The 22,419-nt window shown below is 59.6% G+C and carries 20 protein-coding genes, 1 tRNA gene and 2 pseudogenes; 7 read left to right on the forward strand and 16 right to left on the reverse strand.

Annotated elements, in window-relative coordinates; all coding sequences use genetic code 11:
* Positions 1-104 precede the first annotated feature (104 nt).
* Positions 105-1,364, forward strand: coding sequence for an AGE family epimerase/isomerase (locus FHT71_RS14570; protein ID WP_183720494.1), 1,260 nt, complete (start codon positions 105-107; stop codon positions 1,362-1,364).
* 163 nt (positions 1,365-1,527) lie between these two features.
* Positions 1,528-2,781 carry a D-arabinono-1,4-lactone oxidase gene (locus FHT71_RS14575; protein ID WP_183720533.1) on the forward strand — a complete coding sequence of 418 codons (1,254 nt, stop codon included), beginning with the start codon at positions 1,528-1,530 and terminating at the stop codon, positions 2,779-2,781.
* 119 nt (positions 2,782-2,900) lie between these two features.
* Here the strand turns inward: FHT71_RS14575 and FHT71_RS14580 are convergent, their stop codons facing one another.
* From FHT71_RS14580 to FHT71_RS14610, 7 genes and pseudogenes are all read right to left on the reverse strand, one after another.
* Positions 2,901-3,392, reverse strand: a complete 492-nt coding sequence (locus tag FHT71_RS14580) for a heme-degrading domain-containing protein (RefSeq protein ID WP_132590654.1) — start codon at positions 3,390-3,392, stop codon at positions 2,901-2,903.
* An 87-nt stretch (positions 3,393-3,479) separates the two neighbouring features.
* Positions 3,480-4,091: a flavin reductase family protein gene (locus FHT71_RS14585; RefSeq protein WP_183720497.1), complete on the reverse strand. Its 612-nt coding sequence runs from the start codon at positions 4,089-4,091 to the stop codon at positions 3,480-3,482.
* A 3-nt stretch (positions 4,092-4,094) separates the two neighbouring features.
* Complete coding sequence (locus FHT71_RS14590) at positions 4,095-4,838, reverse strand: aspartate/glutamate racemase family protein (RefSeq protein ID WP_183720500.1); 744 nt, start codon at positions 4,836-4,838, stop codon at positions 4,095-4,097.
* A 4-nt stretch (positions 4,839-4,842) separates the two neighbouring features.
* A complete protein-coding gene (locus tag FHT71_RS14595; RefSeq protein ID WP_007802433.1) occupies positions 4,843-5,664 on the reverse strand; it encodes an ABC transporter permease in 822 nt (273 codons plus the stop codon).
* A 1-nt stretch (position 5,665) separates the two neighbouring features.
* Positions 5,666-6,496, reverse strand: a pseudogene (locus FHT71_RS14600) (ABC transporter permease); the annotation flags it as partial.
* A 157-nt stretch (positions 6,497-6,653) separates the two neighbouring features.
* Complete coding sequence (locus tag FHT71_RS14605; RefSeq protein WP_132590648.1) at positions 6,654-7,952, reverse strand: PotD/PotF family extracellular solute-binding protein; 1,299 nt, start codon at positions 7,950-7,952, stop codon at positions 6,654-6,656.
* 30 nt (positions 7,953-7,982) lie between these two features.
* Complete coding sequence (locus FHT71_RS14610) at positions 7,983-9,065, reverse strand: ABC transporter ATP-binding protein (protein ID WP_132590647.1); 1,083 nt, start codon at positions 9,063-9,065, stop codon at positions 7,983-7,985.
* Between the two features lie 268 nt (positions 9,066-9,333).
* On the opposite strand from FHT71_RS14610, the gene FHT71_RS14615 reads away from it, so the two are divergent.
* Positions 9,334-10,047 (forward strand): GntR family transcriptional regulator, encoded by a 714-nt coding sequence (locus tag FHT71_RS14615; protein ID WP_132590646.1) that lies wholly within the window; start codon positions 9,334-9,336, stop codon positions 10,045-10,047.
* Positions 10,048-10,098: 51 nt separating this feature from the next.
* Here FHT71_RS14615 and FHT71_RS14620 read toward each other — a convergent pair whose 3' ends face one another.
* Both FHT71_RS14620 and FHT71_RS14625 read right to left on the reverse strand, forming a co-directional pair.
* A complete protein-coding gene (locus FHT71_RS14620; RefSeq protein WP_007802444.1) occupies positions 10,099-10,482 on the reverse strand; it encodes a hypothetical protein in 384 nt (127 codons plus the stop codon).
* A 247-nt stretch (positions 10,483-10,729) separates the two neighbouring features.
* Entirely contained in the window at positions 10,730-11,410 is a 681-nt protein-coding gene (locus FHT71_RS14625) for an SIMPL domain-containing protein (RefSeq protein ID WP_245505485.1), read from the reverse strand.
* Positions 11,411-11,628: 218 nt separating this feature from the next.
* On the opposite strand from FHT71_RS14625, the gene FHT71_RS14630 reads away from it, so the two are divergent.
* Positions 11,629-11,704: transfer RNA gene (locus FHT71_RS14630), tRNA-Ile, on the forward strand.
* Between the two features lie 780 nt (positions 11,705-12,484).
* Here FHT71_RS14630 and FHT71_RS14635 read toward each other — a convergent pair.
* The 3 genes from FHT71_RS14635 to traA form a co-directional block, all read right to left on the reverse strand.
* Positions 12,485-12,739, reverse strand: coding sequence for a hypothetical protein (locus tag FHT71_RS14635; protein ID WP_183720503.1), 255 nt, complete (start codon positions 12,737-12,739; stop codon positions 12,485-12,487).
* 377 nt (positions 12,740-13,116) lie between these two features.
* Positions 13,117-13,632: a DUF6118 family protein gene (locus FHT71_RS14640; RefSeq protein WP_183720506.1), complete on the reverse strand. Its 516-nt coding sequence runs from the start codon at positions 13,630-13,632 to the stop codon at positions 13,117-13,119.
* A gap of 9 nt (positions 13,633-13,641) precedes the next feature.
* The gene (gene traA / locus FHT71_RS14645; RefSeq protein WP_183720509.1) at positions 13,642-17,229 is read right to left on the reverse strand and encodes a Ti-type conjugative transfer relaxase TraA; all 3,588 of its coding nucleotides are present in this window, start codon (positions 17,227-17,229) and stop codon (positions 13,642-13,644) included.
* Positions 17,230-17,511: 282 nt separating this feature from the next.
* On the opposite strand from traA, the gene FHT71_RS14650 reads away from it, so the two are divergent.
* The 3 genes and pseudogenes from FHT71_RS14650 to FHT71_RS32345 form a co-directional block, all read left to right on the forward strand.
* Positions 17,512-17,811, forward strand: coding sequence for a mobilization protein (locus FHT71_RS14650; protein WP_183720512.1), 300 nt, complete (start codon positions 17,512-17,514; stop codon positions 17,809-17,811).
* Positions 17,808-19,472 carry a type IV secretory system conjugative DNA transfer family protein gene (locus FHT71_RS14655; protein ID WP_183720515.1) on the forward strand — a complete coding sequence of 555 codons (1,665 nt, stop codon included), beginning with the start codon at positions 17,808-17,810 and terminating at the stop codon, positions 19,470-19,472. The genes FHT71_RS14650 and FHT71_RS14655 overlap by 4 nt, the downstream gene beginning before the upstream one ends.
* Before the next feature lie 314 nt (positions 19,473-19,786).
* Positions 19,787-19,892: pseudogene (locus FHT71_RS32345) on the forward strand (WGR domain-containing protein); the annotation flags it as partial.
* Between the two features lie 208 nt (positions 19,893-20,100).
* Here FHT71_RS32345 and FHT71_RS14660 read toward each other — a convergent pair.
* From FHT71_RS14660 to FHT71_RS14675, 4 genes are all read right to left on the reverse strand, one after another.
* Positions 20,101-20,268, reverse strand: coding sequence for a hypothetical protein (locus FHT71_RS14660; protein ID WP_183720518.1), 168 nt, complete (start codon positions 20,266-20,268; stop codon positions 20,101-20,103).
* A gap of 385 nt (positions 20,269-20,653) precedes the next feature.
* Positions 20,654-20,977: a DUF736 family protein gene (locus tag FHT71_RS14665; protein WP_183720521.1), complete on the reverse strand. Its 324-nt coding sequence runs from the start codon at positions 20,975-20,977 to the stop codon at positions 20,654-20,656.
* 125 nt (positions 20,978-21,102) lie between these two features.
* Positions 21,103-21,552, reverse strand: a complete 450-nt coding sequence (locus FHT71_RS31655; RefSeq protein WP_246718010.1) for a DUF1778 domain-containing protein — start codon at positions 21,550-21,552, stop codon at positions 21,103-21,105.
* Between the two features lie 153 nt (positions 21,553-21,705).
* The coding region (locus FHT71_RS14675; RefSeq protein WP_183720522.1) for a zincin-like metallopeptidase domain-containing protein at positions 21,706-22,419 on the reverse strand (714 nt) is incomplete at its 5' end.

Genomic DNA, 22,419 nt, shown 5'->3' on the forward strand with positions numbered 1-22,419 from the left:
ATGCCTCGCATGTGGCACCTTTGCGGCGCTGGGCAGATGACAGACTCGGGTGGCCCCTATATAGGCGGTTGCGAAGGCTTTGTGCACGAAATCGGAGGAGTATCATGGCACATGCAATCGGCGACGCCGCGCTCGGAAACTGGACCACCCGCGCATACCACCGCAATTGGCTGCTTGCACAGGCAAACGGGCTCTTCGATTTCTTCCAGCACAACTCCGTCAACCCGAAGGGCGGTTTCTTCGATCTCGACGACACCGGCAAGCCGCTCAATGCCGCCGGCCAGGTCCGCCCGATCCATATAGCCTCCCGGGCCGTTCACTGCTTTGCGATCGGCACCCTCCTCGGCCGTCCCGGTGCCGCCGGCGTCGTGGATCACGGTATGCAGTACATCTGGAAGCATCACCGCGACACCAAGAACGGTGGCTACTTCTGGTCACTCGACGACAACGGCCCCGTCGATTCAAACAAGCAGGGCTACGGCCATGCCTTCGTCCTGCTTGCAGCCTCCTCTGCCAAGACGGTTGGCCATCCGCTTGCCGACGGCATGCTTGCCGACATCACCGACGTCCTGAACACCAAGTTCTGGGAAGCCACGCACGGCGCCATCGCCGAGGAGTTTACTGCCGACTGGCAACCGCTCGACGGCGGCAACTACCGCGGCCAGAACTCCAACATGCACCTGACCGAAGCGCTGATGGCTGCCTTCGAGGCAACTGGTAACCGCGACTATCTGGCCAAGGCCGAAAGCATTGCCGACCTCGTCATCCGTCGCGCAGCCGGTTCTGTCGGCTGGCGCGTCGCCGAGCACTTCAGCACCGATTGGGGCCTCGACAAGGACTACTATCATCCGAACGAAATGTTCCGCCCTGCAGGTACTACCCCCGGCCATTGGCTGGAATGGACCCGTCTCATTCTTCAACTCTGGGTGCTCGGCAACAAGAAGCATGACTGGATGCCGGATGCGGCCAAGAGCCTGTTCTCGCAGTCGATCGCCCTCGGCTGGGACGACAATAAGGGCGGCTTCTTCTATACGCTCGACTGGCAAGACAAGCCCGCCAAACGCAACAAACTGTGGTGGCCTGCTTGCGAGGGTGCCGGCGCCGCGCATTTCCTGAACGAACATCTGCCGAGTGACTATCACGAGGAGCACTACCGCAGGATCTGGAACGTGATCGAGCGCTCCTTCATCGATCACAAGAATGGCGGCTGGCATGAGGAGCTAACGGAAGACCTAGTGCCTGCCCATACGATCTTCCCTGGCAAGGGCGACATCTACCACGCCCTGCAGGCCTGCCTGATCCCCCTCTTCCCGGCAACCGGCAGCCTGACCAAGGTCATTCCCGAAGCGGGCGGCAAGATCTGATTTGAAGCGAGCGCCACCTCAATGGCGCTGGACTATCATTTCAAGTGATATCGCGTCGGTGCCGTGACTTGAGCGGAGGGTTCGATGCGGCGCACCGGCGCAAACGACGACGCGCGTGGAATGGCTGTGCAATAGAGAAACAAATCGGTACGAGGTTTGGTTTATGAGGCGGATTCCAACGACCAATTGGGCGGCAAGCTTTTCCTATGGCTTTCGAGACTGCCTCTACCCGTCTTCTATGGATGCGGTTTGCGAAATCGTGGCCCGATCGCCAAAGATAAAGGCCGTGGGCTCAGGCCACTCATTCAATGCAATCGCCGATGGTGAAGTTGCCCTGTCGCTTGCCGAGCTACCGATCAACCCTGTCATCGAAGGCGATGGAACACAGGTTTCCATAGGCGCTCATTGCACCTACGGAGAGCTTGCGCTTTTCCTCCATCGCCATCATCTGGCCGTTCATAATCTAGCCTCGTTGCCGCATATTTCGATCGCCGGAGCAATTGCCACGGCAACGCATGGGTCAGGCAACGGGAACGGCAATCTGGCAACTGCGGTTTCCGGGCTCGAAATTGTTTCAGGCGACGGCCGCCTCGTAAACGTGGCACGCGGCGATGCCGATTTCCCGGGAATGGTGGTGCATCTGGGCGCGCTTGGCGTCGTTACGCGCGTAACGCTTGACGTCCAGCCAGAGTTTCAGGTCGCGCAGTGCGTCTACGAAGGATTGACCTGGGACAAGCTGTTGGCCAACCTCGATGAGATCATGGCCGCAGGCTACAGCGTGAGCGTGTTCACGCAATGGGGTCAACAAGCGGGATCGATTTGGGTCAAGAGAACAGCATCAGCCAATGAATGGCCCGCCGCCATCTATGGCGCAGCACGAGCGATGGTCAAGAGGCATCCCATAAGCGGATTGGATGCGCAAAATTCCACGGAACAGTTGGGGCAGTATGGCCGATGGTCCGATAGGCTCCCGCACTTCAAGATGGGGTTCACGCCCAGCAGTGGTGAGGAGATACAGTCCGAGTTCCACCTTCCACGGGAATATGGAGTGGCCGCCATCGACGCGTTGCTGTCAATCCGTGAAAGGTTTGCGCATCTGGTGCAAGCAGCGGAATTCCGAACGGTCGCAGCGGATGAGTTGTGGCTCAGTCCTCAATATCACCGCGACACCCTGTCGATCCACTTTACCTGGATTCGGGATCAGGAGGCCGTGAACGCGGCTGTGGAGCACATTGAGCAGACCCTGTCGCGTTTCATGGCCCTGCCGCACTGGGGTAAGGTCTTCACCCGGCGTCACATCGGGGCCAAATATGAAAAGCTTCCCGAGTTTGTCCGCCTTCGAGACAGGATGGATCCGGAACGGACGTTCTCTAACCTATGGTTGGAAGATGCGATACTCGGCTCGAGTGGAAACTGAGCTCTGCCGCGAACGAGGTTGTCTACGTCGGCTCGCTCGACTGCAGCCGTCCGCCCCATTCAAGAAAATTGCTCGTAGCGTAAACCTGGTGTGTCAAAACACACCAGGCGAAACCGCAGTCATGCCAGGCGAAGTGCTTCGATGTCCTTCGCCAGCATCAGTGCCAGCGCCTCGACCGCAAGATTGTGGTCGTCCCGTTGCGGCAGGCCAGATACGGTGACAGCGCCGATGCAACCAGTACCCTTCACATTGATCGGGAAGCTGCCGCCGTGCGGAGCATAATCGGCATCGGCGAGACCATTGTCGGCAACCGTCTTGCCCTTCTGCTTGAGATCGAGACCGATCGCATAGCTGCTCCTGAAATAGCGCAGCACCAGATTGCGTTTGCGCCGCACCCATTGAACGTTGTCAGGCGTGACGCCGGGGAGAGCAGCATAAAAGACCGGCATTGAATGCAGCGTGACATCAATCGCGATGCCGAGACCGCGCTCGGTTCCAAGCTCCTGCAGGAGCTTGCCGAGCTGCCATGCGGTCGTGAGATCGAAGGCGTCGAAACTCAACACCTCTTCCTGTTCTGCGATCCGGTTGAGGTCTTCGTCGGGCATGGTCACGGGTGCTTCCTCTCCTGCAATGCTTTTTCCTGAACAAATGCAAGCGGAATGGAAAAGTAAAGCGGAATCGTGGCGATGCCCGGGAGCTTACAATTTGGGCGTCAGCATTTCGAAGCGGTCGCGGATCGTCGAACAGGTATCACCGCCAAGACGCGCAATGGCATCGATCTCTGCGGGATCGACGCGCAGCCGGTCGGGGTCAACGACGCCGTCGCGATAGTGCGCATAGACGATTTCACCCATGATGATCTGCCGCGACTTCCCGAGCTCCAGCGTGACGTGGCGCCTGCACTCGAAGGCTGCTGGGGCTTCCGCGATCCATGGCGAGGCTACCTTCTGGCCAGGCATCGCCGTCAGTCCCGCCTCCTTCAATTCGTCGACACCACGCGGATATTTCGACCCGCAGACATGCATCGCTTCGGCGATGGCAAAAGACACGATGTTGACTGTGAAGACCTCGGTCATGCGGATGTTGTGGCCAGTATCCTTGAAAGACATATCCGGGTTGTTCTCGACGCCGAGCGCCAGGATCGGCGGATCGGCGGACAGGCAGTTGAAGAAGCTGAAGGGTGCCGCATTGATGCGGCCATGCTCGTCCACTGTCGTCACCAGCGCGATCGGCCGTGGAATGATCGTAGCGATCATCAGCTTGTAGCGCTCGCGCTCGGTGAGCATCTCGAAATCGAAAGAGACCGACATGGATCAGCCTGCCGCCCTTATCGGCCCAAAAGCGCCCATCGCGCCTGTATAGGGTTTGGCCAAAGGAGATGCATACGAGCCGCGCTTGCTGGTTGACAAGCCGAGCGACACCAGCGCTTCCGCCTGCTTGACCGCCGCGGCCACCCCGTCGACAACAGGCACGCCGTAAATATCCTGCAGCTCGCGCGCCAGATCGGTCATGCCTGCGCAGCCGAGCACAATCGCTTCCGCGCCATCTTCGCAAAGCGCTCGTTCGATCTCGGCCCGCAGCTTGCCGATGGCACCCGACGCAGGGTCATCGAGCTCGAGGACGGGGATATCCGAGGCCCGCACCTTCGCACGTCCGCCCATGCCGTAGCGCCGCACCAGATTGTCGATCAGGACCCGCGAGCGCTCCAGCGTCGTCACCACAGTAAACCGCTGCGCCAGGAATCCGGCCGTGGCGACCGCGGACTCGCAAAGCCCGAGAACCGGCACATCGGCAAAGGTCCGGGCAGCATCCAGGCCCGTATCGTCGAAACAGGCGACGACGGCGGCATCATAACCGTCGGTCCTCCGCTCCTTCAGTTCGGCGAGAAGCCCGGGGATTGCTAGCGCACCGTCATAATGCCCCTCGATCGAGACCGGCCCCATGCGAGAGGTGGCGGCGATGATATCGGTGCCGGCGGCCGCGACCGCGCGGGCGGCAACGGCCGCCTTCTCGGTCATGGATGTCGTCGTATTGGGATTGACCAAAAGAATGCGCATAGGGTCAGCTTGTCTTTGCCTGGCGCCGGCGCAGCATGAGCATGATGCCGAGCGCGACGAGAATGATGGTGAAGGAAAACAGCGTCGTCACAGTGCCCAGCGCATAGAGCACCGGCGTCGTGACGTTGGTGGTCATGCCGTAGATTTCGAGCGGCAGCGTGTTGTAGCTGCCCGATGTCATCAGCGTACGAGCGAATTCGTCATAGGAGAGCGTGAAGCCGAAAAGGCCGACGCCGATCAGGCTCGGCGCAATCATCGGCAGCACGACATGACGGAAGGTCTGCCAGGAAGTCGCCCCGAGATCGCGCGCCGCCTCTTCATAGGCCGGCGAGAAGCGGTTGAAGACGGCAAACATGATGAGCACGCCAAACGGCAGCGTCCATGTCAGATGCGCGCCGAAGGCAGAGGAGTACCAGGCCGGCTTCAGCCCGCCCTGCTGAAAGACCACGCCGATCCCAAGCGAAATGATGATCGATGGCACCACGAGACTTGCGACGGTCGCATAGAAAAGCACGGTCGATCCGCGGAAGCGGCGGCGAAACGCCAGCCCCGCCAGCAGCGAGACGACGACGGTGACGACCATCACCATCAGACCCAGCGTAAACGATCGGCGGAACGAAGCACCGAAATCGCCCACCGCCTGCTTCTCGAAAAGGTTGTAGAACCAGTGAACGGAAACGCCGTTGAGCGGGAACGTCAGGCCGCCGTCTGGCCCCTGGAAGGAAAGGATCAAGATCGCCGACAGTGGCCCATACAGGAACAGCACGAAGACGAGGAAAAAGGCCGCGAGCACATAGAATTCGAAGGTGCGCTTCTCGTGGTTCATCTCACAGCTCCTTGCGGATATCGACGATGCGCAGGATCGCAGCGACCATCAGGAGGACGACGACCAGCAGCACGACGGCACTTGCGGCAGCCGCCGGATATTGCAGCAACGACATCTGGTTCTTCATCATCAGCGCCACCGAAGCGCTCTGCCCGCCGGACATGACCTGCACCGTCGAGAAATCGGCCATGACGAGGGTGACGACGAAGATCGTCCCGATCGCCATGCCGGGCTTTGCAAGCGGCAACACGACATTCCAGAGGATCTGCCAGCCGCTGGCGCCGGCATCACGCGCCGCCTCGAACAGCGAGCGATCGATGCGCATCAGCGTGTTGAAGATCGGCGTGACCATGAACAGCGTGTAAAGATGCACCATCGCGAGAACGACGGCGAAATCGGAATAGAGCAGCCATTCGATCGGCTGCGGCACGATGCCCATTTGCACCAGCGCCGAGTTGACCAACCCGTTGCGACCAAGCACCGGAATCCAGGAGATCATACGGATGATGTTCGACGTCATGAACGGCACGGTGCAGACGAGAAACAGGATCATCTGCGTAGTCGTCCGGCGGACATGGAAGGCGAGGAAATAGGCGACCCAGAAGCCGATGAAGAGCGTCAAGCCCCAGACGATCACCGTGAATTTCAGGGTGTTGAGATAGGTTTTCCAAGTAACCCATGAACCGAGCGTGTCGGTGTAGTTCATGGTCAGAAAGGCCGGATAGAGACCCGCAAAATCGTAATCCCAGAAACTGACAACCGCGATCATGGCGATCGGCAGGATGAAGAAGAAGCCGAGAATGAGGATCAGCGGCGTCGCCTGCAGATAAGAAGCTGCCCATGCCGGACATCCGATTCTTCGACGGCTTATCTGTTCCGATTGTTGCTCGGCCTGCGAAGACGCGATCGTCGCCATGTTCCGGTCTCTCCGTTGTTGACGCCCTCTCCCCAAAGGAACTGGGGAGAGGGCCTGGCAGAAGCGGTTCGCCTTAAGCGGCGATGAATTCGTTCCAGCGGCGAACCATGTAGCGGTCTTCGTCCATGACGGAGTTCCAGCACGCGACGTGACCCATGCGCTCTTCGAACGAACCACCGTCGCGAACGGCGCCGGCCTTCTCCATGACCTTGCCTTCCGGCGAGAGAATATCGCCTTGCGCCGGCTTGCCTTCGATCCAGTAACCCCATTCATCGGCGGTCATGAACTTCTTGGCCGTCTCCATGCAGGCCGAGTAGTAGCCCTGGCGGTTGAGATAACCACCGACCCAGCCGGAGGTGTACCAGTTGATGTACTCGTAAGCGGCGTCGAGCTGCGCGCCCTTAAGGTGCGAAGCGAGGCCGAGACCGCCGCCCCACGAACGATAGCCTTCCTTGAGCGGCTGATACTTGCAGGCGATGCCCTTGGAGCGGACGGCGGCAACGGCCGGCGACCACATGGACTGGATGACGACTTCGCCTGATGCCATCAGGTTGACCGACTCGTCGAAGCTCTTCCAGAAGGCACGGAACTGGCCGTCCTGCTTGGCCTTGATCAGGAACTCGATCGTCTTGTCGATCTCTTCCTTGGTCATGTTGCCCTTGTCGGCATACTTGATGTTGCCGAGCGCTTCCATGATCATCGCGGCATCCATGATGCCGATCGACGGGATGTTAAGGATCGAGGTCTTGCCCTTGAACTTCGGATCCATGATATCGGCCCAGGTGGTAATATCGCGACCGACGAGATCCGGGCGAATGCCGAGCGTATCGGCATTGTAGATCGTCGGCATCATGGTGAAGAGTTCGGTCTCGCCCTTGGCGAAGGTCTTGGCATCCGCGCTCTCGACGTAGCCGACCGTGTGCGGCGCCGTGCCCTGAGCGATGACGCTGTCCGGCTTCAGCTTGCCGGTCTTAAACAGCGGAACGACCTTGTCGTAGTACTTCAGCTTCTTGACGTCCATCGGCTGGATGACGCCAGTCGGATAGACCTTCTTCAGGATCCAGTATTCGATGTCAGCGATGTCGTAGCTGTCGGGCTGGGTCACGGCGCGCTGGGCAGCGGCGTCGGAGTCGGTCGCGGTCATCTCGAGCGTGATGCCGAGGTCCTTCTTGCACTGCTCGGCAATGGCGTTGATGTTCGAAACGCCGGTGCCGAACTGGCGAAGCGTGATGTTCGACTGCGCCCAGATGGTCGGAAAGCCCGTGATCAGGCCGGAGCCGGCGGCGGCACCGATGGCGGCGGCGCCGGTCTTGAGCAGGCTGCGGCGGGAAATCCCCGCTGCCGTCTTGGTCGTCTTCTTTTCGGTTGTCATGTCAGTTCCCCTTCTTTTTGCTGGTGAGGTTCATGCACGGCCAAGGAGGACCGCGTCCTCCAGAGCCCAACTCAGAGACACCGCATCGCCGACCGATACGGGCTTGGCGAAGTAGTCGCCGTCATTCGCGATGACCGTGAAGTCGTCACTACCCGCGCCGACAACGGTGATCTTCACCGACGCGCCGCGATATTCGATGTTGGAGACGAGGCCGTTGAAGCCGAGCGTCTTGTCGGCGGCCGTGTCGAGGCGCACGCGATCGGTGCGGATGCCGATGTCGACACCCTCGCCGATCTGCCTACCGTTGCCGCGCACCGCAAAGGTCTGTCCCTCCCGCACCTCAAGCGTCGTGACGCCATCCTGCGAGGAGACGACGCGACCGGACAGGACGTTATGATCGCCCATGAAGCGTGCGACGAAAGCGGTGGCGGGCTCCTCAAACACCTTGCGCGGGGTTGCCGCCTGCTCGATCTTGCCGTCGTTCATGATGACGATGATATCGGCCAGCGCCATCGCCTCTTCCTGGCTGTGCGTGACGTGGACGAAGGTAATGCCGAGCGTCTTCTGCAGCTTCTTCAGTTCTGCCCGCATACGGATCTTCAGAAACGGATCGAGCGCCGACAGCGGCTCGTCGAGAAGCAGCGCTTCGGGATCGGTGATCAGCGCACGCGCCAGCGCCACGCGCTGCTGCTGGCCGCCGGAAAGCTGCGCAGGCCGCCGCGTCGCATAGGCGTCCATATGCATCAGCTTCAGCATCTCGAGCGCCTTGGCGCGACGCTCTTCCTTCTCGACGCCCTTCATCTTCAAGCTGAAGGCAACGTTGTCGACGAGGTCAAGATGCGGAAACAGCGCGTAGGACTGAAACATCATCGCCGTGCCGCGCTGGGCCGGCGGAAAGTCGGTGACGACCGTGTTGCCAAGCCTGACATCGCCGGAGGAAATGCTTTCGTGTCCGGCAATCATGCGCAGCGTCGACGTCTTGCCGCAGCCGGAAGGCCCGAGAAAGCAGCAGTAGGAACCGGCCGGAATCTTCAGGCTAATGGAATTAACCGCCGTGGTGGCGCCATACACCTTGGAAATGGATACGATATCTATCTCTGCGGCTTTTGACATTGGTCTTCCTCTGTTTGAGAAAGCCAATGCATCCGCCGTGCCAGTTTCTATTGCAGCGCATCCAGCGTCGGCAAATCAAGGACTTGCTACCAAGATTGCGGCGCATTTCAGAATTCAGGCAACGTGCCGATATGCACACAAAATAGGCTATTGTTCGCAATTCGTGCAAATGATCGTATACAATTTAGCCGTCACTTTGCGCGCAAATTCCATTTAACTTTTGCGCGAAACGCAGATATCATTTCCCGGTCAGAAGGTATCCGAGTTCATGAAGCCCACCGCAACCGCCCTGCAGACCGCAGACGATTCAGCCGATACAGGCGCACAACAGATCCGCGACGCGATCCGCGATGCGATCGTGGAGCGGCGCCTGTCGCCGGGAACGAAGCTGTCGGAGGGTGATGTCGGCAACCTTTTCAATGTCAGCCGGACGCTTGCTCGCGCCGCCCTGCAGGCGCTTTCCTACGAGGGCCTTGTCAGCGTTGAAAAGAATCGTGGGGCGTTCGTCGCCTACCCCTCGCCGGAGGAAGCACGCCAGATATTTGCTGCCCGCCGCCTGGTCGAGCCAGGAATTTTGCGCGAGGCGGCAGCCAGAATTAAGCCTTCACAGATCCAGCACCTGAGGCAATTGCTGCTCGAGGAAGGCCGACTGATCAGCGAGCGGGGCCAGACAGCACGGCGGGCCGAGATCAAAGCTTCCGGCGACTTTCACCTGACGCTTGCCTCAATATCCGGCAACGCCATCATGCAGCGTTTCATGGATGAATTGGTTGCCCGCTCGTCGCTGGTGATCGCCCTTTACGGCCAGTCGACGATATCGAGTTGCGGCCATTCCGAGCATGGCGACATCGTCGCCGCGATTGAGCGAAACGATCTCGACGAGGCGTGCAGGCTGATGCTGCACCACATCGCGCACATCGAAGCAGACCTAGATCTGCGCGAACGCAAGAGCGTCGGCCTCAAGGAAGCTTTCGAACTATAGCAATTTTCGTTTGGGAAGTGGGATTGCGGCCTATGACCGCAATCCACCAATTCAATTGCCGGAACGGCGCTCGGTGGTCTGTTCCGCAACGGCGACGATATCAGGCGTGCCGTTTGCAAGCAGGCGCTTGCGGACGAGTACGCCCATGACGCGGGCGGCGGTGGAGAAGCTCATCTGGTCGAGCGGTCCTTCGCCCTCCCATGGCTTGGTAAGCCGTTCGGTGACGGCCCCGACGATGTTCATCGGAACGATATCGTCGCACAGACGCATCGCTTCGAAGACCTGGCTGATGGGTACAACGCGTCCTTCGAAAGTGACGATTGGTTCTGTAAGTTCCGTATCCCACTCTTCGAAGGCATAGAGGGCTTCGCGGAAGAGTTCCTGAAGGGTGAACGGGGCGTGTCCATTGTGAAGCGGCGGCAAGGCATTCGTCATGTCTGTCTCCTCTTTAGGGCTAGTGCCATTCCTCCTCTTCGGCCAGCAGGAACATGGGAAACAGAACTCAGAATTCCCCTGCGGACCGAAAACACGATCAATGTTATAGTGTAATATATGCGTGATAAAGCGTTTTGTAGCCCAGAGGCTCCACCGCGCCCAGCAAAAACAAACAGGCCATTGAATTTGCAAAGAATATCAATGGCCTACTCGCTATAAAATTAACGGCAGTCACGCTGCCTTGCGATCACTGCGCGATCGAAAACGTCACGTTGACGGTAATGTTGTAGCTGGTTTCACCGCCCTGGATGGGCACCGCCGAGTCGGCCGTCTCCTTCATCATCGCAGCCCGTGCGACGGGAACCGGCTGTGGACGCGGCGACGTTTCACTGATCTCGATCACCCGCCCGAGCTTGACATCGGCCGCCGCGGCGAGGGTCTTCGCCTTCTCGATGGCGTTGGCGACCGCATTCTTGCGGGCCTCCTCCATCGCCGTCTCCGGCTTGTCGTTCGTGAACTGAATATCGCCCCCCTGATTGACGCCGAGTGTGACGGCTTCGTCGAGAATTGCACCGAGCTTGGACAGGTCGCGGACGCGCACGCTCAACGAGTTGGACACCTGGTAGCCCACCAACTGCGGGGTCTGAGGCTGACCGTCGTTGGACTGTGGATAGCTGAATTGCGGCTGCACCGAAAAGCCTGAAGTCTGGAGATCCCGCTCCGCGATGCCCGCCTTCTTCAACGCGGCAAGGACGTCGCTCATCGACTTGTTGTTTTCGTTGAGCGCTTCACGTGCGGTCTTTGCCTGTTTCACGACGGAAAGGCTGAGGACCGCCATGTCGGGCGCGACGCTTGCCTGCCCCTCGCCGCTAACGGAAATCACGGCCTCGCGCGGCTGCGAATCAGCGGCCAGCGCCGGCAGCGCCATGGCACCTGCGGCCGTAAGGCCAAGCAGAAGGCTGAAGGCGATTGTTCTGGTGTTCGGCAGCACGGTGTTTCACTCCCTGATTGTGAAGTCTCAATTGACGTCTTGCCGATTGATTGTGAAGCTATTGCGGCAGTCCCTTGTGACCGCAGAAGAATTGCGTTAGAGCGAAAAACGTTCCGGGGAACCATTGCGCCGGACACGGCAGCTATGCTGTCTCCGGGCCTGTAGCTCAATGGTTAGAGCCGGCGGCTCATAACCGCTTGGTTGGGGGTTCGAGTCCCTCCGGGCCCACCAGTTCCTCCAGGGCTTTCGCCGCGCCTGCCCGTTTCGCCCGTCGTTCCTGGCCAGCAAATCGAAACCTTTGTCGGGCCCGCCGCCATCATTCATTATAGCTTAAATAACATATTTATCAATACGTTGCAGAGGAACAGACTGGGCGTAGCACCCAAGTACGGCAGCGAAACGTCGCCCACATGCCTGAGAACATCTCGCCCGCGGTTAGCGTTGGATCGCCATCCGGCCGCACCGAAGGGGATAAAACGGAATCCGACGCGAAGCTCTAAAAAGTGGGCAGCAATTTGGGCTACAAATTCGCCGGTATTAAGAGCGCGGTATCGCGACCAATACGTGGTCGAAATGATTCGGAAGAGCGGACGCCGGTTCATATAAATTTGTACCGGACACCAAACCGCACGTTCCTGCTGGCCCGAATTCTACACCGGCGTTCGCAAAAGCCAACTTGTGATTACTCAACCACAGGCAAAGCGTTAACGCGGCAACAGGGTTGCCTTTAAACCATGAGCATCAATTGACGTCCGAGAGGTGGCTGCCTTTGGCGGCCGGGTTGATGCTTTGAGCGCGGGCAAGGCGGAAGCTGCCCCTCTCCCTTGCAAGCCGAAAGCCGCCATCCACCTCCCGATGGACGTCCACCGCTTCGGTTCAGCTCAGCGTTTCCGCCGCCGAGGCTCCGTCTATACAACAACGTGAATTTTGAGTTGGCTTGGTCGATTATTCTCAGCGTTTGGGCAAAAAGATCTGCCCACCGGTTGGAGTGCGGATGAAGCACTACGCCGCCTACGCAAGCGGTAAGTCATAACCAGAGGAGTACTTCTTGGCCAAGGCTGACGCTGCGGCCAGATCGATGGCCATTTCACTCAAGAACGAATGCTGTAGTTCCTCTTCCACGTCGGAGAAGTACGAAAAAACGGATGGATCGTAACTATCAGCGCTTTCCGGATCCAAGATCTTCGCCGCCAACTGCTCAGCCGAAAGGGCCGTCCCACAAGGGACGTTCACAGTCGACAAAACTGCCATTGTGACAAGCGTCATCTCTTCCTACCACAATTGCATATGCTTTATTATGTATCCCGTCCAACGACTGAGACAAGCAGCGGGGCGCGCCGCTACGCGAGGTTGCCTTTGCTTTTGTCGAGGTTGCGACAACACATGGATCTAAGATCGATCAGCGTTGAGAAGGGCACTGGCAACTGGCTGCTAGCGCGCGGTCATCGGATCGCCAAGGAAGTACGTGATGGACGGGACCGCGTCGTCAGAGCTCAGTGAGCCGCTTAAGGGAGAAGACGGCAGATTACCTCCGAGCGGTTGCCCGTTTATAGGGCGGCGCGATAGCGCGTCCCCACCATACAAAGTGTCGTTGAGTGCGAGTGTTTCAGCGTAGAGCAGCTTCGGATTCTTGGCCCCAGAGGTCATAGTGAAGGCGCGACAATGAGCGCCGCAACCATTCCAACAACGAGACCGATCGCACCAACGAACCACAAATAGATATTCTGCAGCCGGCGTTCACGCGCATCCCGCGTCAGATGTCGCAATTCAAGCAAGTGTCTTCGAAATTCCCGGTTATCCAGTTCCGATTGTTGAACGGCCGTCGCCATCATGCCTTCGCCCCCACGTTCAAACGCCCGTACGAAATAATCGGGCCCGTTCTTGAGAATTGGCGATCTTGCGATGAGATCAATGCGTTGGTTCATGCCAACCAGAAACTCCGCGATGCGGAGAAGATTTTCGCCGTCACCCGGTGTTTCCTGGAATTTCTCGAACTCCTCGAATGCCAGCTCGACGCCTTTGCGAACAATTGTCATTTCCGCAGAGATGTGCGCACCGAAACGTTCAACGGTTTGACGCAAATCATGGAATGCCGCAACCGCCTCATCGACATCATCGTCGCGTTCGGTCATGGCGCCTTTCCGCTCATTGTCGGCCATCAGTCTCCCCTACCGCTCGAATTCACTGCCTCGCTCGCGCTCGCGCTTTTGCTCCGTGTAACCGGCAGGACTCCGATGATCCTGCTGGCGCTCGAGCCGGACGTTGTTGGCGCTGTCGCGGATAATGGATGCAACTGCGGGATCGCGATTGATCTCGCGCCTCAAAAGGCGCATCTCCTGTTCAATCCTTTCCCGCGCAGCATCGCTGCGTTCAGCGGCAAGTTCCTGACGTTGTGTCTGCAGCAATCGCCAGTTACTCATCAACCGATCCGCCCGGGCCTGTGGATCAGCTTGCAGTGCCTGCTCCCGCGCCATGCCTGCGATGACTTCGATGACACGCTCTCGCCCAGATCGCTCGATCATCGCATGTTGGGCAGCCGTGTCGTGCTGAACAGTAGATATCATCAGGGCCCGTGACCCAGGTTGCGTCTTTTCGAGGTCAGCACCGGCAGCCTGCAGCTCTGCCTTCTGGCTCGGCAAGATCGGCAATCCCCGATCCTGCGATCTCATCGCCGACGTGAGGGCCCGAGCGTATCGATCGACAGCCTGCTCAAAGGGTGACGGCACCGCCAGCACTTCGAACTCAACCCTCGGTCCCGCCGCGCGTGCGTGTGCGGGTTGGCTCGTGCTATTCAATTTGAGGCCCGAGAACGCTCCGCGCCGTCGGCTACCGTTGACGTGCTCGCCTTCGGAACGCATGTCTCGATCGCTGGTTCGTTTCGGCTCTTCTCGCGGGATGTCAGCGTAAGCGATTTGATTGGTGCTGGAACGGTTGGGATTAAGAACGGATCGCTGTTCCATGGACGCCTCGTTCTTGATCCAGGCGCTCGACAGATCGCTTGAGGCACGCCCGTCGCGACGCCTCTCCATCGTTGCCACAGCTGGCTTATGTCCAAGTTCGATTTCACTCCTGACGGTTAACTCGTCGTCTATTCCTCGCCGCCCAGCGAAGTCGCTGATATAATCGAGCGTCGTCTCCTTCACCCCTGAGCGGCTAAGCTTGCCTTGCAATTGCGCGTAGGCCACAGCGTCGCCGGACTTGACCTCCCAGCTGTTGCGTTGCGCTTCCCGACCATCAGGGAGACGGACGGTTTCACTTCCCCGAAATTCCAGTCGGATCGTCGCGCCGATCGATGGCGCGGCGCTTTCGATCGCTCGTTCGAGATCGACGCCCCAGATGGTATGTCGCTGCCCCGTTCGTGACTCCAACGTCACGTAGTAGCTACCGCGTTTTGTGGGATCGTGTTCATAGGGGGCCTTGCCATGCGCGATCAACCGCCCGGATTGGCGGTCACCGAACTCCTCATGGCTTGCATAAAGTGCGGCACCCTCACGGTGGCGGGTCATGGCCACGTAGGTCAGGTGGCGATCCATGGTCGGCGAAGTAAGCACGAAGGTGCGATCAACCGTCGCTCCTTGCGTCTTGTGGATCGTTGTTGCGTAGCCATGATCGATCGCGTTGTACCGCGGTGTCCAGATATCGACACGACCCTTGCCGTCACGTCCCTTCGCCCTCCCATCAAGCTTGACCTGCAGCAAATTGTTTTCCGCCGCCAAGACGGTGCCAAGCATGCCGTTCTTGACGCCAAGCTGACGGTCATTCTGCAGGAACAGGACGCGATCCCCTGCAACAAAGGTTCGCGGGCCGTCCTTGGTTTCGAACAACGCCACTCCACCGGTGCCGCTCTCGCTCTCCCCGCCCTTTGCAAGCGCACCAAGCTCCTGAAGTCTGGAGCGAATATCGGCATTCAAGGCGCGGACGTCGGCGCGGCGGTGCGCAATCACGATGCGCGTGCCACCTGGGCGCACATCCCTGTCAGCAAAATAATCTTCAACGAGCATGCGACGTGTCGCCTCGCGACTGTCGGCAAACTTGATGGCGCCATGGCGTGCATAAGCATCAAGTCCGTCGATGGTCTTGTGCGTGGCAAAAGCAATCGACGCCGCGCGCTGCCATGGCTCCCGCTGGCGGCGAATATCGGACAATCCGGCAAAGCCGATACGCGCGGCAATCGCACGAAACGGCGCGCCGGCACCTATCGCCTGTAACTGCTCGTGGTCACCGAGGAGGACGAGTTTCGCGCCGGACCGTTTAGCTTCCGCGACGAAACGTGCAAGCTGCCGGCTACCCACCATACCTGCCTCATCGATGACGAAGACATCCCTCCGACCGAGCCTATCGTTGTCGTTCTTCCATCCGAATTCCCAGGACGCGAGTGTGCGACTTCGGATCCCCGACGACTCCCCCAATCCTTCCGCAGCTTTCCCCGACAGGGCGGCGCCGTGGACCGTGTACCCCTGTCCTTCCCAGGCTTGGCGGGCTGCGGCCAACATCGTGCTTTTGCCGGCGCCAGCGAAGCCCACGACAGCTGCAATCTGCTCCGGACCGGTGACGTGATCGATCGCCCGACGCTGCTCATCCGACAGGCGCGCGGCACGTTGCGATGACGTTCCCTCGGCACCCGCCCTTTCATCGCTGGCCGAACGCGATCCCGCGGCTGCGCGGAGCGCCCGATCCTGGTCGTCGATCGCCCGGTCGACATGTCGACGATCGACGCCGTAACGCAGACGTTTTGACATCGTTTGCGCATGGCCTGCCATTGACGCTTCGACGCCGATCATCTCTCTCGTCGAATAGCGCGCATATTCCGGCCCATCCGATCCGCTCGCCCTCTCCGACTGCAATGTCACCAAGGCTGGAGACGCCATGATCCTGGCGAAGGCATTCTGGAACATCTGCGCGTCGTCATTGATGTAGCGATGCAGTGTGCGTGCGATATCGCGGCGATCGAAGACGCTTTTTTCCTGGGTGATCAGTTCCAGAACCTGCTCCGGTCTATCGCGGATTACCTCGGCGTTTCGACGCGCTGCCGCCTCATCCATGCGCGGGCGCGATACATCGCCCCCGTGACGACTGATCTCCGTTGCGTGCACGCCCACATGTTGGGTCGGCTCGATCTCCAGGCCACGCTCCTGGTGCGAGCGATGATCCACCCTTAAATCAAACCCAGCACGGGCCAGATGCATGTTGGTCATCTGCTCGAACGACCGCCGGATCTCACGCAACTGCATCGTTGATGTCGCAAGGCCCGCCGGCAAAAGCTCCTTGTTGGCACGCTCCATCTCGGTCTTGGCGCCAAGCCCGTCGGGCCCCACCTTGCGCGTCGTCATCATCACATGGGCATGATGATTGCGGATGTCGCTCGCCTGATGCGGTTCGTGGATCGCAAAGTCGACGGCGGTCTGATAGCGATCAGCCAGCGCTTGCGCAAACGCACGTGTTAGTACCAACCGTTGCTCCGCGGACAATTCGTGCGGCAAGGCAATTTCGAATTCCCGCGCAACGCGGGCGTCCTTGCGACTCTCGACCGCTTCCGCGGCATTCCACAATGCCGATCTGTCGCTTGCCCAGTCTGCCGACACGCCCGCCGGCAGAACGATCTCGGCATACGCAACCCCTGCCCTGTGGCTAAAATCATGCACCAACCCATCGCTTTGATTTTCAAGCTTCGTGCCGGACCGATAGGCCGCAGCCGCCACGGCACTGCGGCCACTGGCACGCGTTATCGGCTTTATGCTCAGATGGTAGATAGCCATCGATGCGATCCTTAGCCGGGGCCCAGGCTTGCCAAGCACTGGGCTGCGCAGCAACCCGTAAGTGCGCCCTTAGGCAAACCAAATCGGTTCCGCTACCCAATGCGACGGATGGTTTATCCGTCGCCTTAAATTCCTCATAGGTTGCATATTTATCGTATAATGCCTATAGTGCAAGGACTACGACCCTGGCGGTACACGCGATGCGATGTGAACGGGCGCAAGGTTATGGACTTTATCGGTTCACGATGACCTCGCATCGCACCCGACGATAGGAGAAGCGGCATGGTGCGGAAATCGATAGAAGAGCGGCTTTCCCAGCTCGAAGCGCAAAAGAAGACCCTGCAGGCAAGGCTGGGCAAACAGGAACGCGCGGAAGAAACGCGCCGAAAGATCCTGCTTGGCACACTGATCATGGAGCATCTCGATCGTGGCGAAGACGAATTTGCGAAGGGTTTGCTCGGCTGGCTGCGCCGCGCTTTGCCCGAATTCCTCAACCGCGACAGCGACCGCAAACTGTTCACGGCGGTCCTCGATCCCCGGATCGCGCCTTCGCTAGAAAGCCAGGAAACGCGGCTTCCATGATACAGGGATCGGCGACCTGGCGCGCATTCAAGGCAATGACGACGCTTGCCGCACGCGATCCGATCTGGGCGCTGCTGTCGGTCATTCTCGCGCCGTTCCGCCTGGCGCAGCATCTGATTGCCTTCGGCGGTTTCTATATCCTTGCATTTTTGGTCATCACCTTCGCACTGCAGGCCCTGATGCAATCGTTCGGCATCCGCAAAGGCGACGCGCTCTGGGTCGTCGGCGACACCCTCTTCACTGTCTTTTGGCTCGTCGTGCTGTTCCGTCTCGTGAGCGCTCCGATGATTGCCCGCTTTGGCGAAACGTCGGACGATACACACGGCTCGGCGCGATTTGCCAGCGACAAGGAGACGGCGTCGCTCACGCGCTCACGCGACGGACTTCTTCTCGGCCGTGATACGAAGACTGGCAAGCTTATGCGCTATGACGGGCCCGCGCATCTGCTGACCATGGCGCCCACCCGGTCAGGCAAGGGTGTCGGCACCATTTTGCCCAATCTGCTCGACGTCAATCGTTCAATCATCTGCATCGATCCCAAGGGTGAGAATGCCCGGATTGCGTTTCGGGCGCGGGAGCGCTTCGGACCGGTGCATGTGCTTGACCCGTTTGGCATCACGCAGCATCAAAACAGCAGCTACAATCCCCTCGACGCATTCGATCCCGAAGGGGTCGATCTCATCGATGATGCGAGCAATCTTGCCGACGCACTGGTGTTCGATGAGCCTGGGCTAACTGGTGAAGCCCATTGGAATGAAGAGGCAAAGGCGCTGATCGGCGGATTGATCCTGCATATCGTCAGCACGGAGCCCCGCAGCACCCGCAATCTTTCGATGCTCCGACATCATCTGACCCTCGCGGCTGACGACTTCATCGCTCTTCTGAAGACCATGCAGGAAAGCACGGCGGCGAACGGTCTTGTTGCCCGTGCGGCCAACCGACATCTCGCCAAGTCCGATCGGGAGGCGGCGGGCGTGCTGTCGGCCGCCCAACGTCATACGCACTTCCTCGACAGCCCGCGGATCACTGCTGGTCTTGGCCGCTCAGCGTTTCGATTTTCGCAACTGAAGTCTCGGACGACGACCGTGTTCCTCGTTCTGCCGCCGGACAGGCTCGGACCCTACGCAAGATGGCTGCGTTTACTGGTCACGCAAAGCCTGTCAGATCTCGCGCGAACACCGGTTAGCCCGCCTGCCCCGGTTCTCTGTTTGCTCGACGAGTTTGCTGCATTGGGTTACCTCGCGCCGGTCGAGCGAGCTATGGGCTTGATGGCTGGATATGGCGTGCAACTGTGGCCGATACTCCAGGATATCCATCAGCTGCGGGCGACTTACGGGCGACGTGCCGGCACATTTCTATCGAATGCCGGCGTGCTTCAAGTGTTCGGTGTAAACGATCATGAGAGCGCCCGTTTGATATCCGACCTGTTGGGACAGGAGACAATTGCCTTTCGAACGATGGCACTCGCACTGGACGCCGAGCAATCTGGGATTTCCTACAGCGAACAGCGTACCGGACGTGCCCTACTGACACCCGACGAAGTGCGCAACCTGCCCGCTGAAGCGGAGCTTTTGTTTCTCGCAGGTCGGCGACCGATCATCGGCAGAAAGTTGCGCTATTATGCCGACCGCGAATTCGCAAATTCCTATGATGCAGCCTGAGATCGGATGCAATGAAGGCTCCGTGTGCGGCAATGAGACGAAGCAGGCGCAGACGCAGGGGCGACATGGGACGTGACCCGAATGGACGGAGACCACTTGCGGGCTCCGTGAGCGCCAGCAAGTAGCACCGCCTGCTGCAACCGGCTCGCCCGAAGCGTGGCACGTGTCTGCCAACTTATCACGGTCATGAATCAATTAAGGCCGACCCGATTCAAATCTCTCATTGGACGGGGAGTCCGCTCTCGGCGATCCTGGCTGCCAGGATCGCGCAGCCCTACCAGCTTTACACAGAACGCACCGACGCCACCAAAAACATGGCCCGCTATTATGCCACGTCGATCTGGCGGCCAGAAGCTGGTGCATCATTTCACGCGAGAGGAAGAGGCGGTCGGGCTTTTCCTCGAACTCCTGAGAAATCGGGCTTTTCCTCGAACTCCTGAGAAAGAAGCGCTCGCGGATACAGACCGAAAGCCATCCCAGACAAGAGATCAGTCGCGCGATCGGCGACGCGTCTTCACTGAGGAACGGCTACAGGGTTTCGATGATCATGGACAGCGAAGGAAAGTTTTGAACCTGGCCCGCCGGTCGATCTGGCAAGCCAGGCTTGCCGACATGGCAAAAGCCTCCTTCAGAAAGGAGGCTCGGCGCTGATGCGGCCGTCCTGTTCGGCCTGGATCACCTCACGCTCGGCGAACGCCAGTTCGAGTTCTGCCTCGATCTGGCGGCGCTCTTCAGGGTCGGCGTTCCTGAGCTCGGCGCGCAGCAATTCGATAAGTTCGTCGTTGCAATTGGTCATTGTCGTCGTCTCCTTGACTAGATGTGAAAGACGAACGCTCCGGTCAGGGCAGGATGGAGGGGTCAGGGATCGCGGAACGCGACCGGCGGAGCCGGCGAGTGGGGGTGCCGATTTTGTCGAAGTGGAGGGAACCGAAGCGGAGACAAAATTGGGGGCACTGCTCGTCCTTGAGACCTTCATTTCGCCATGTCACCCTTGCACGAACTGAGCAGGCTTTTCCGGTTCGTATGTATGGCACCAGGGCAGCCACCCTTTCTTCGTGGGCACGAAACGTGCCGCATAACATGGATGGAACGCTGTTCATCAAGGGCGATCCAGTCTGTCGTGATCATCGCAGTTCCTCGGCTTGGATGGTTTGCCGGCCCCTCAGGGCCGGCTTTCCGGCTCAGGCCGGGTTGTTCCAGAGGATGACCATGCGGTTCGGATCGCCACCAGGGGCCGCTGCAAGATTGCCGAAGATGACGCCGATCTCAGGCGCCTCCAGCTTCACGGAGAGGTATTTCTCGCCTGTCTGGCGGGCGATGCGGTTCCAGCCGGCACCGATCTCGAAGCCGGTCTTGCGGTGGATGATGCGATAGTCAGGGGCTTCCTCGCTTGCCTTGTTGGCGTTCGGGACGATGGCGATCGGGGCATTGACCCGGATGGTGGCGAAGACGCCTTCGAGGCTGCCGTCGGTCTTCTGCGTCAGGGTTGCGATCGTGGTGGCCATGTCAGTTACTCCTTCGGTTGATCGGGACCATTCCCGATGGCGCCCACAGAAGGGACCGAGCCGCAGGCGTCACCGGAGCGCCGGCGTCGGGGAACCCCTTGTGGGTTGACGCTGATCGCGGTCGGTCACTTAGAAAGGCGACATAGACAACGGGAATGGTTTTGAGCGGCCGGAGGGTAAGAGCGTCGTGGCCTCGAGGAGCCCCCGGGAAATGGGCCGCGGGTCGGCGATATCCAGGAGAACATCATCCAGGCTCTGATGTCGGTCATCATCCGAACGAGAATGGACTGGTTGTCGAGCGACTCGCCTCGATCTTCGACAAGCCCAAGGCTCAATGTTCCCAGGGCGCTTGACGCCGCAGGCTCGACTACTTTGGCGGGCGCTGCGACTGGCTGCGCTTCGATGGCCGCAACAAAAGCTTCGAAGGCATCGGCGGAAACGCGAATGACAATTTCGTTGAGAATTGCCGTCTGCGCTTCCTGCACCGGCGCGCGGCGCTTGAACCCGGTCCGAAATAGCCCTGTCAGGGACGCGCCCCGATCGATGATCGCGAGATCGTCATCGCGGAAGCACATGAAAACCGGCGTTCCTTTCGGGCATTGGTGGTGGCCGTGGCACAGTGCAATGCAAACCGCATTGCGCGCCGTGAGGTTCGGAGAAAACGGCGCTCACGCAAAACGTCTTCGAAAGCTTCACAGACCGGATGCTGAGGCGGCGCGAGAAGCGGCTCACGCCGCCTCCCCTTCCCCGTGCTCCGGCTGCAGATGGTGCAGGTAGCTGACAGCGCGTTGCGCGTGGCTGGCCGCAGTAAAGATCGCCCGCTTGTCGTCTGAGAGAACCTTGAGCCAGGAGGCGAGATAGCTCGCATGGTCGGGCCGCGGCTCGAGTTCTGGAACAATGCCGAGATCGGCGCAGAGGAAGCAACTGCCGAGCTCGGCGATCAGTTCCTCGCGGGCGCGTTCGCTGTTGTCCTTGGCGTAACGGTTGAGGTCGCGATTAAGACGATGCGGGGCTGCCGTCCAGTGGGTCAGCTCATGACTGAGGATGGCGACATAGGATTGAGCATCCCGGAAGGCTTCGAAGGCCGGCATCTGGATGTAATCGCGGGCCGGGGCGTAGTATGCCGACGATCCGCCGTGCCGGATCAGGGCGCCGGTGTTGGCGAAGAAGCGGTCGGCATGCCCGATCCGGCTGATCGGATCTGGAACCGGTGTGACTGGCCGAAAGCGCTCGCTAAGTCCCGTGATCTGTTCGGTGTTGAAGACCGTGTAGGCTTTCAGAAACGGGATGTCGTGCTCGACCGCATCGCCGATCTCACTGGTTTCGGCCCGGATAAAGGAGCTGGCGAAGACGACTGTCGTTCCGGTCTCGCCCTTGCGAACGGCAGCACCGAGTTCCAGGGCCTGACGAAATGTCATCCAGGTCGACGAGGTAAAGCCGCG

The organism is Rhizobium sp. BK060 (assembly GCF_014193145.1).
Taxonomy (GTDB): domain Bacteria; phylum Pseudomonadota; class Alphaproteobacteria; order Rhizobiales; family Rhizobiaceae; genus Rhizobium.

Coding starts and splice junctions, on each gene's coding strand:
- FHT71_RS31655 (WP_246718010.1), bottom strand. CDS start 21,552: ATGTGCTTCCGCGATGACGATCTCGCGATCATCGATCGGGGCGCGTCC.
- FHT71_RS14590 (WP_183720500.1), bottom strand. CDS start 4,838: ATGCGCATTCTTTTGGTCAATCCCAATACGACGACATCCATGACCGAG.
- FHT71_RS14665 (WP_183720521.1), bottom strand. CDS start 20,977: ATGGCCACCACGATCGCAACCCTGACGCAGAAGACCGACGGCAGCCTC.
- FHT71_RS14640 (WP_183720506.1), bottom strand. CDS start 13,632: ATGGCCGACAATGAGCGGAAAGGCGCCATGACCGAACGCGACGATGAT.
- FHT71_RS14610 (WP_132590647.1), bottom strand. CDS start 9,065: ATGTCAAAAGCCGCAGAGATAGATATCGTATCCATTTCCAAGGTGTAT.
- FHT71_RS14595 (WP_007802433.1), bottom strand. CDS start 5,664: ATGAACCACGAGAAGCGCACCTTCGAATTCTATGTGCTCGCGGCCTTT.
- FHT71_RS14575 (WP_183720533.1), top strand. CDS start 1,528: ATGAGGCGGATTCCAACGACCAATTGGGCGGCAAGCTTTTCCTATGGC.
- FHT71_RS14625 (WP_245505485.1), bottom strand. CDS start 11,410: ATGGCGCTGCCGGCGCTGGCCGCTGATTCGCAGCCGCGCGAGGCCGTG.
- FHT71_RS14650 (WP_183720512.1), top strand. CDS start 17,512: ATGGTGCGGAAATCGATAGAAGAGCGGCTTTCCCAGCTCGAAGCGCAA.
- traA (WP_183720509.1), bottom strand. CDS start 17,229: ATGGCTATCTACCATCTGAGCATAAAGCCGATAACGCGTGCCAGTGGC.
- FHT71_RS14605 (WP_132590648.1), bottom strand. CDS start 7,952: ATGACAACCGAAAAGAAGACGACCAAGACGGCAGCGGGGATTTCCCGC.
- FHT71_RS14615 (WP_132590646.1), top strand. CDS start 9,334: ATGAAGCCCACCGCAACCGCCCTGCAGACCGCAGACGATTCAGCCGAT.
- FHT71_RS14585 (WP_183720497.1), bottom strand. CDS start 4,091: ATGTCGGTCTCTTTCGATTTCGAGATGCTCACCGAGCGCGAGCGCTAC.
- FHT71_RS14655 (WP_183720515.1), top strand. CDS start 17,808: ATGATACAGGGATCGGCGACCTGGCGCGCATTCAAGGCAATGACGACG.
- FHT71_RS14660 (WP_183720518.1), bottom strand. CDS start 20,268: ATGACCAATTGCAACGACGAACTTATCGAATTGCTGCGCGCCGAGCTC.
- FHT71_RS14570 (WP_183720494.1), top strand. CDS start 105: ATGGCACATGCAATCGGCGACGCCGCGCTCGGAAACTGGACCACCCGC.
- FHT71_RS14620 (WP_007802444.1), bottom strand. CDS start 10,482: ATGACGAATGCCTTGCCGCCGCTTCACAATGGACACGCCCCGTTCACC.
- FHT71_RS14635 (WP_183720503.1), bottom strand. CDS start 12,739: ATGACGCTTGTCACAATGGCAGTTTTGTCGACTGTGAACGTCCCTTGT.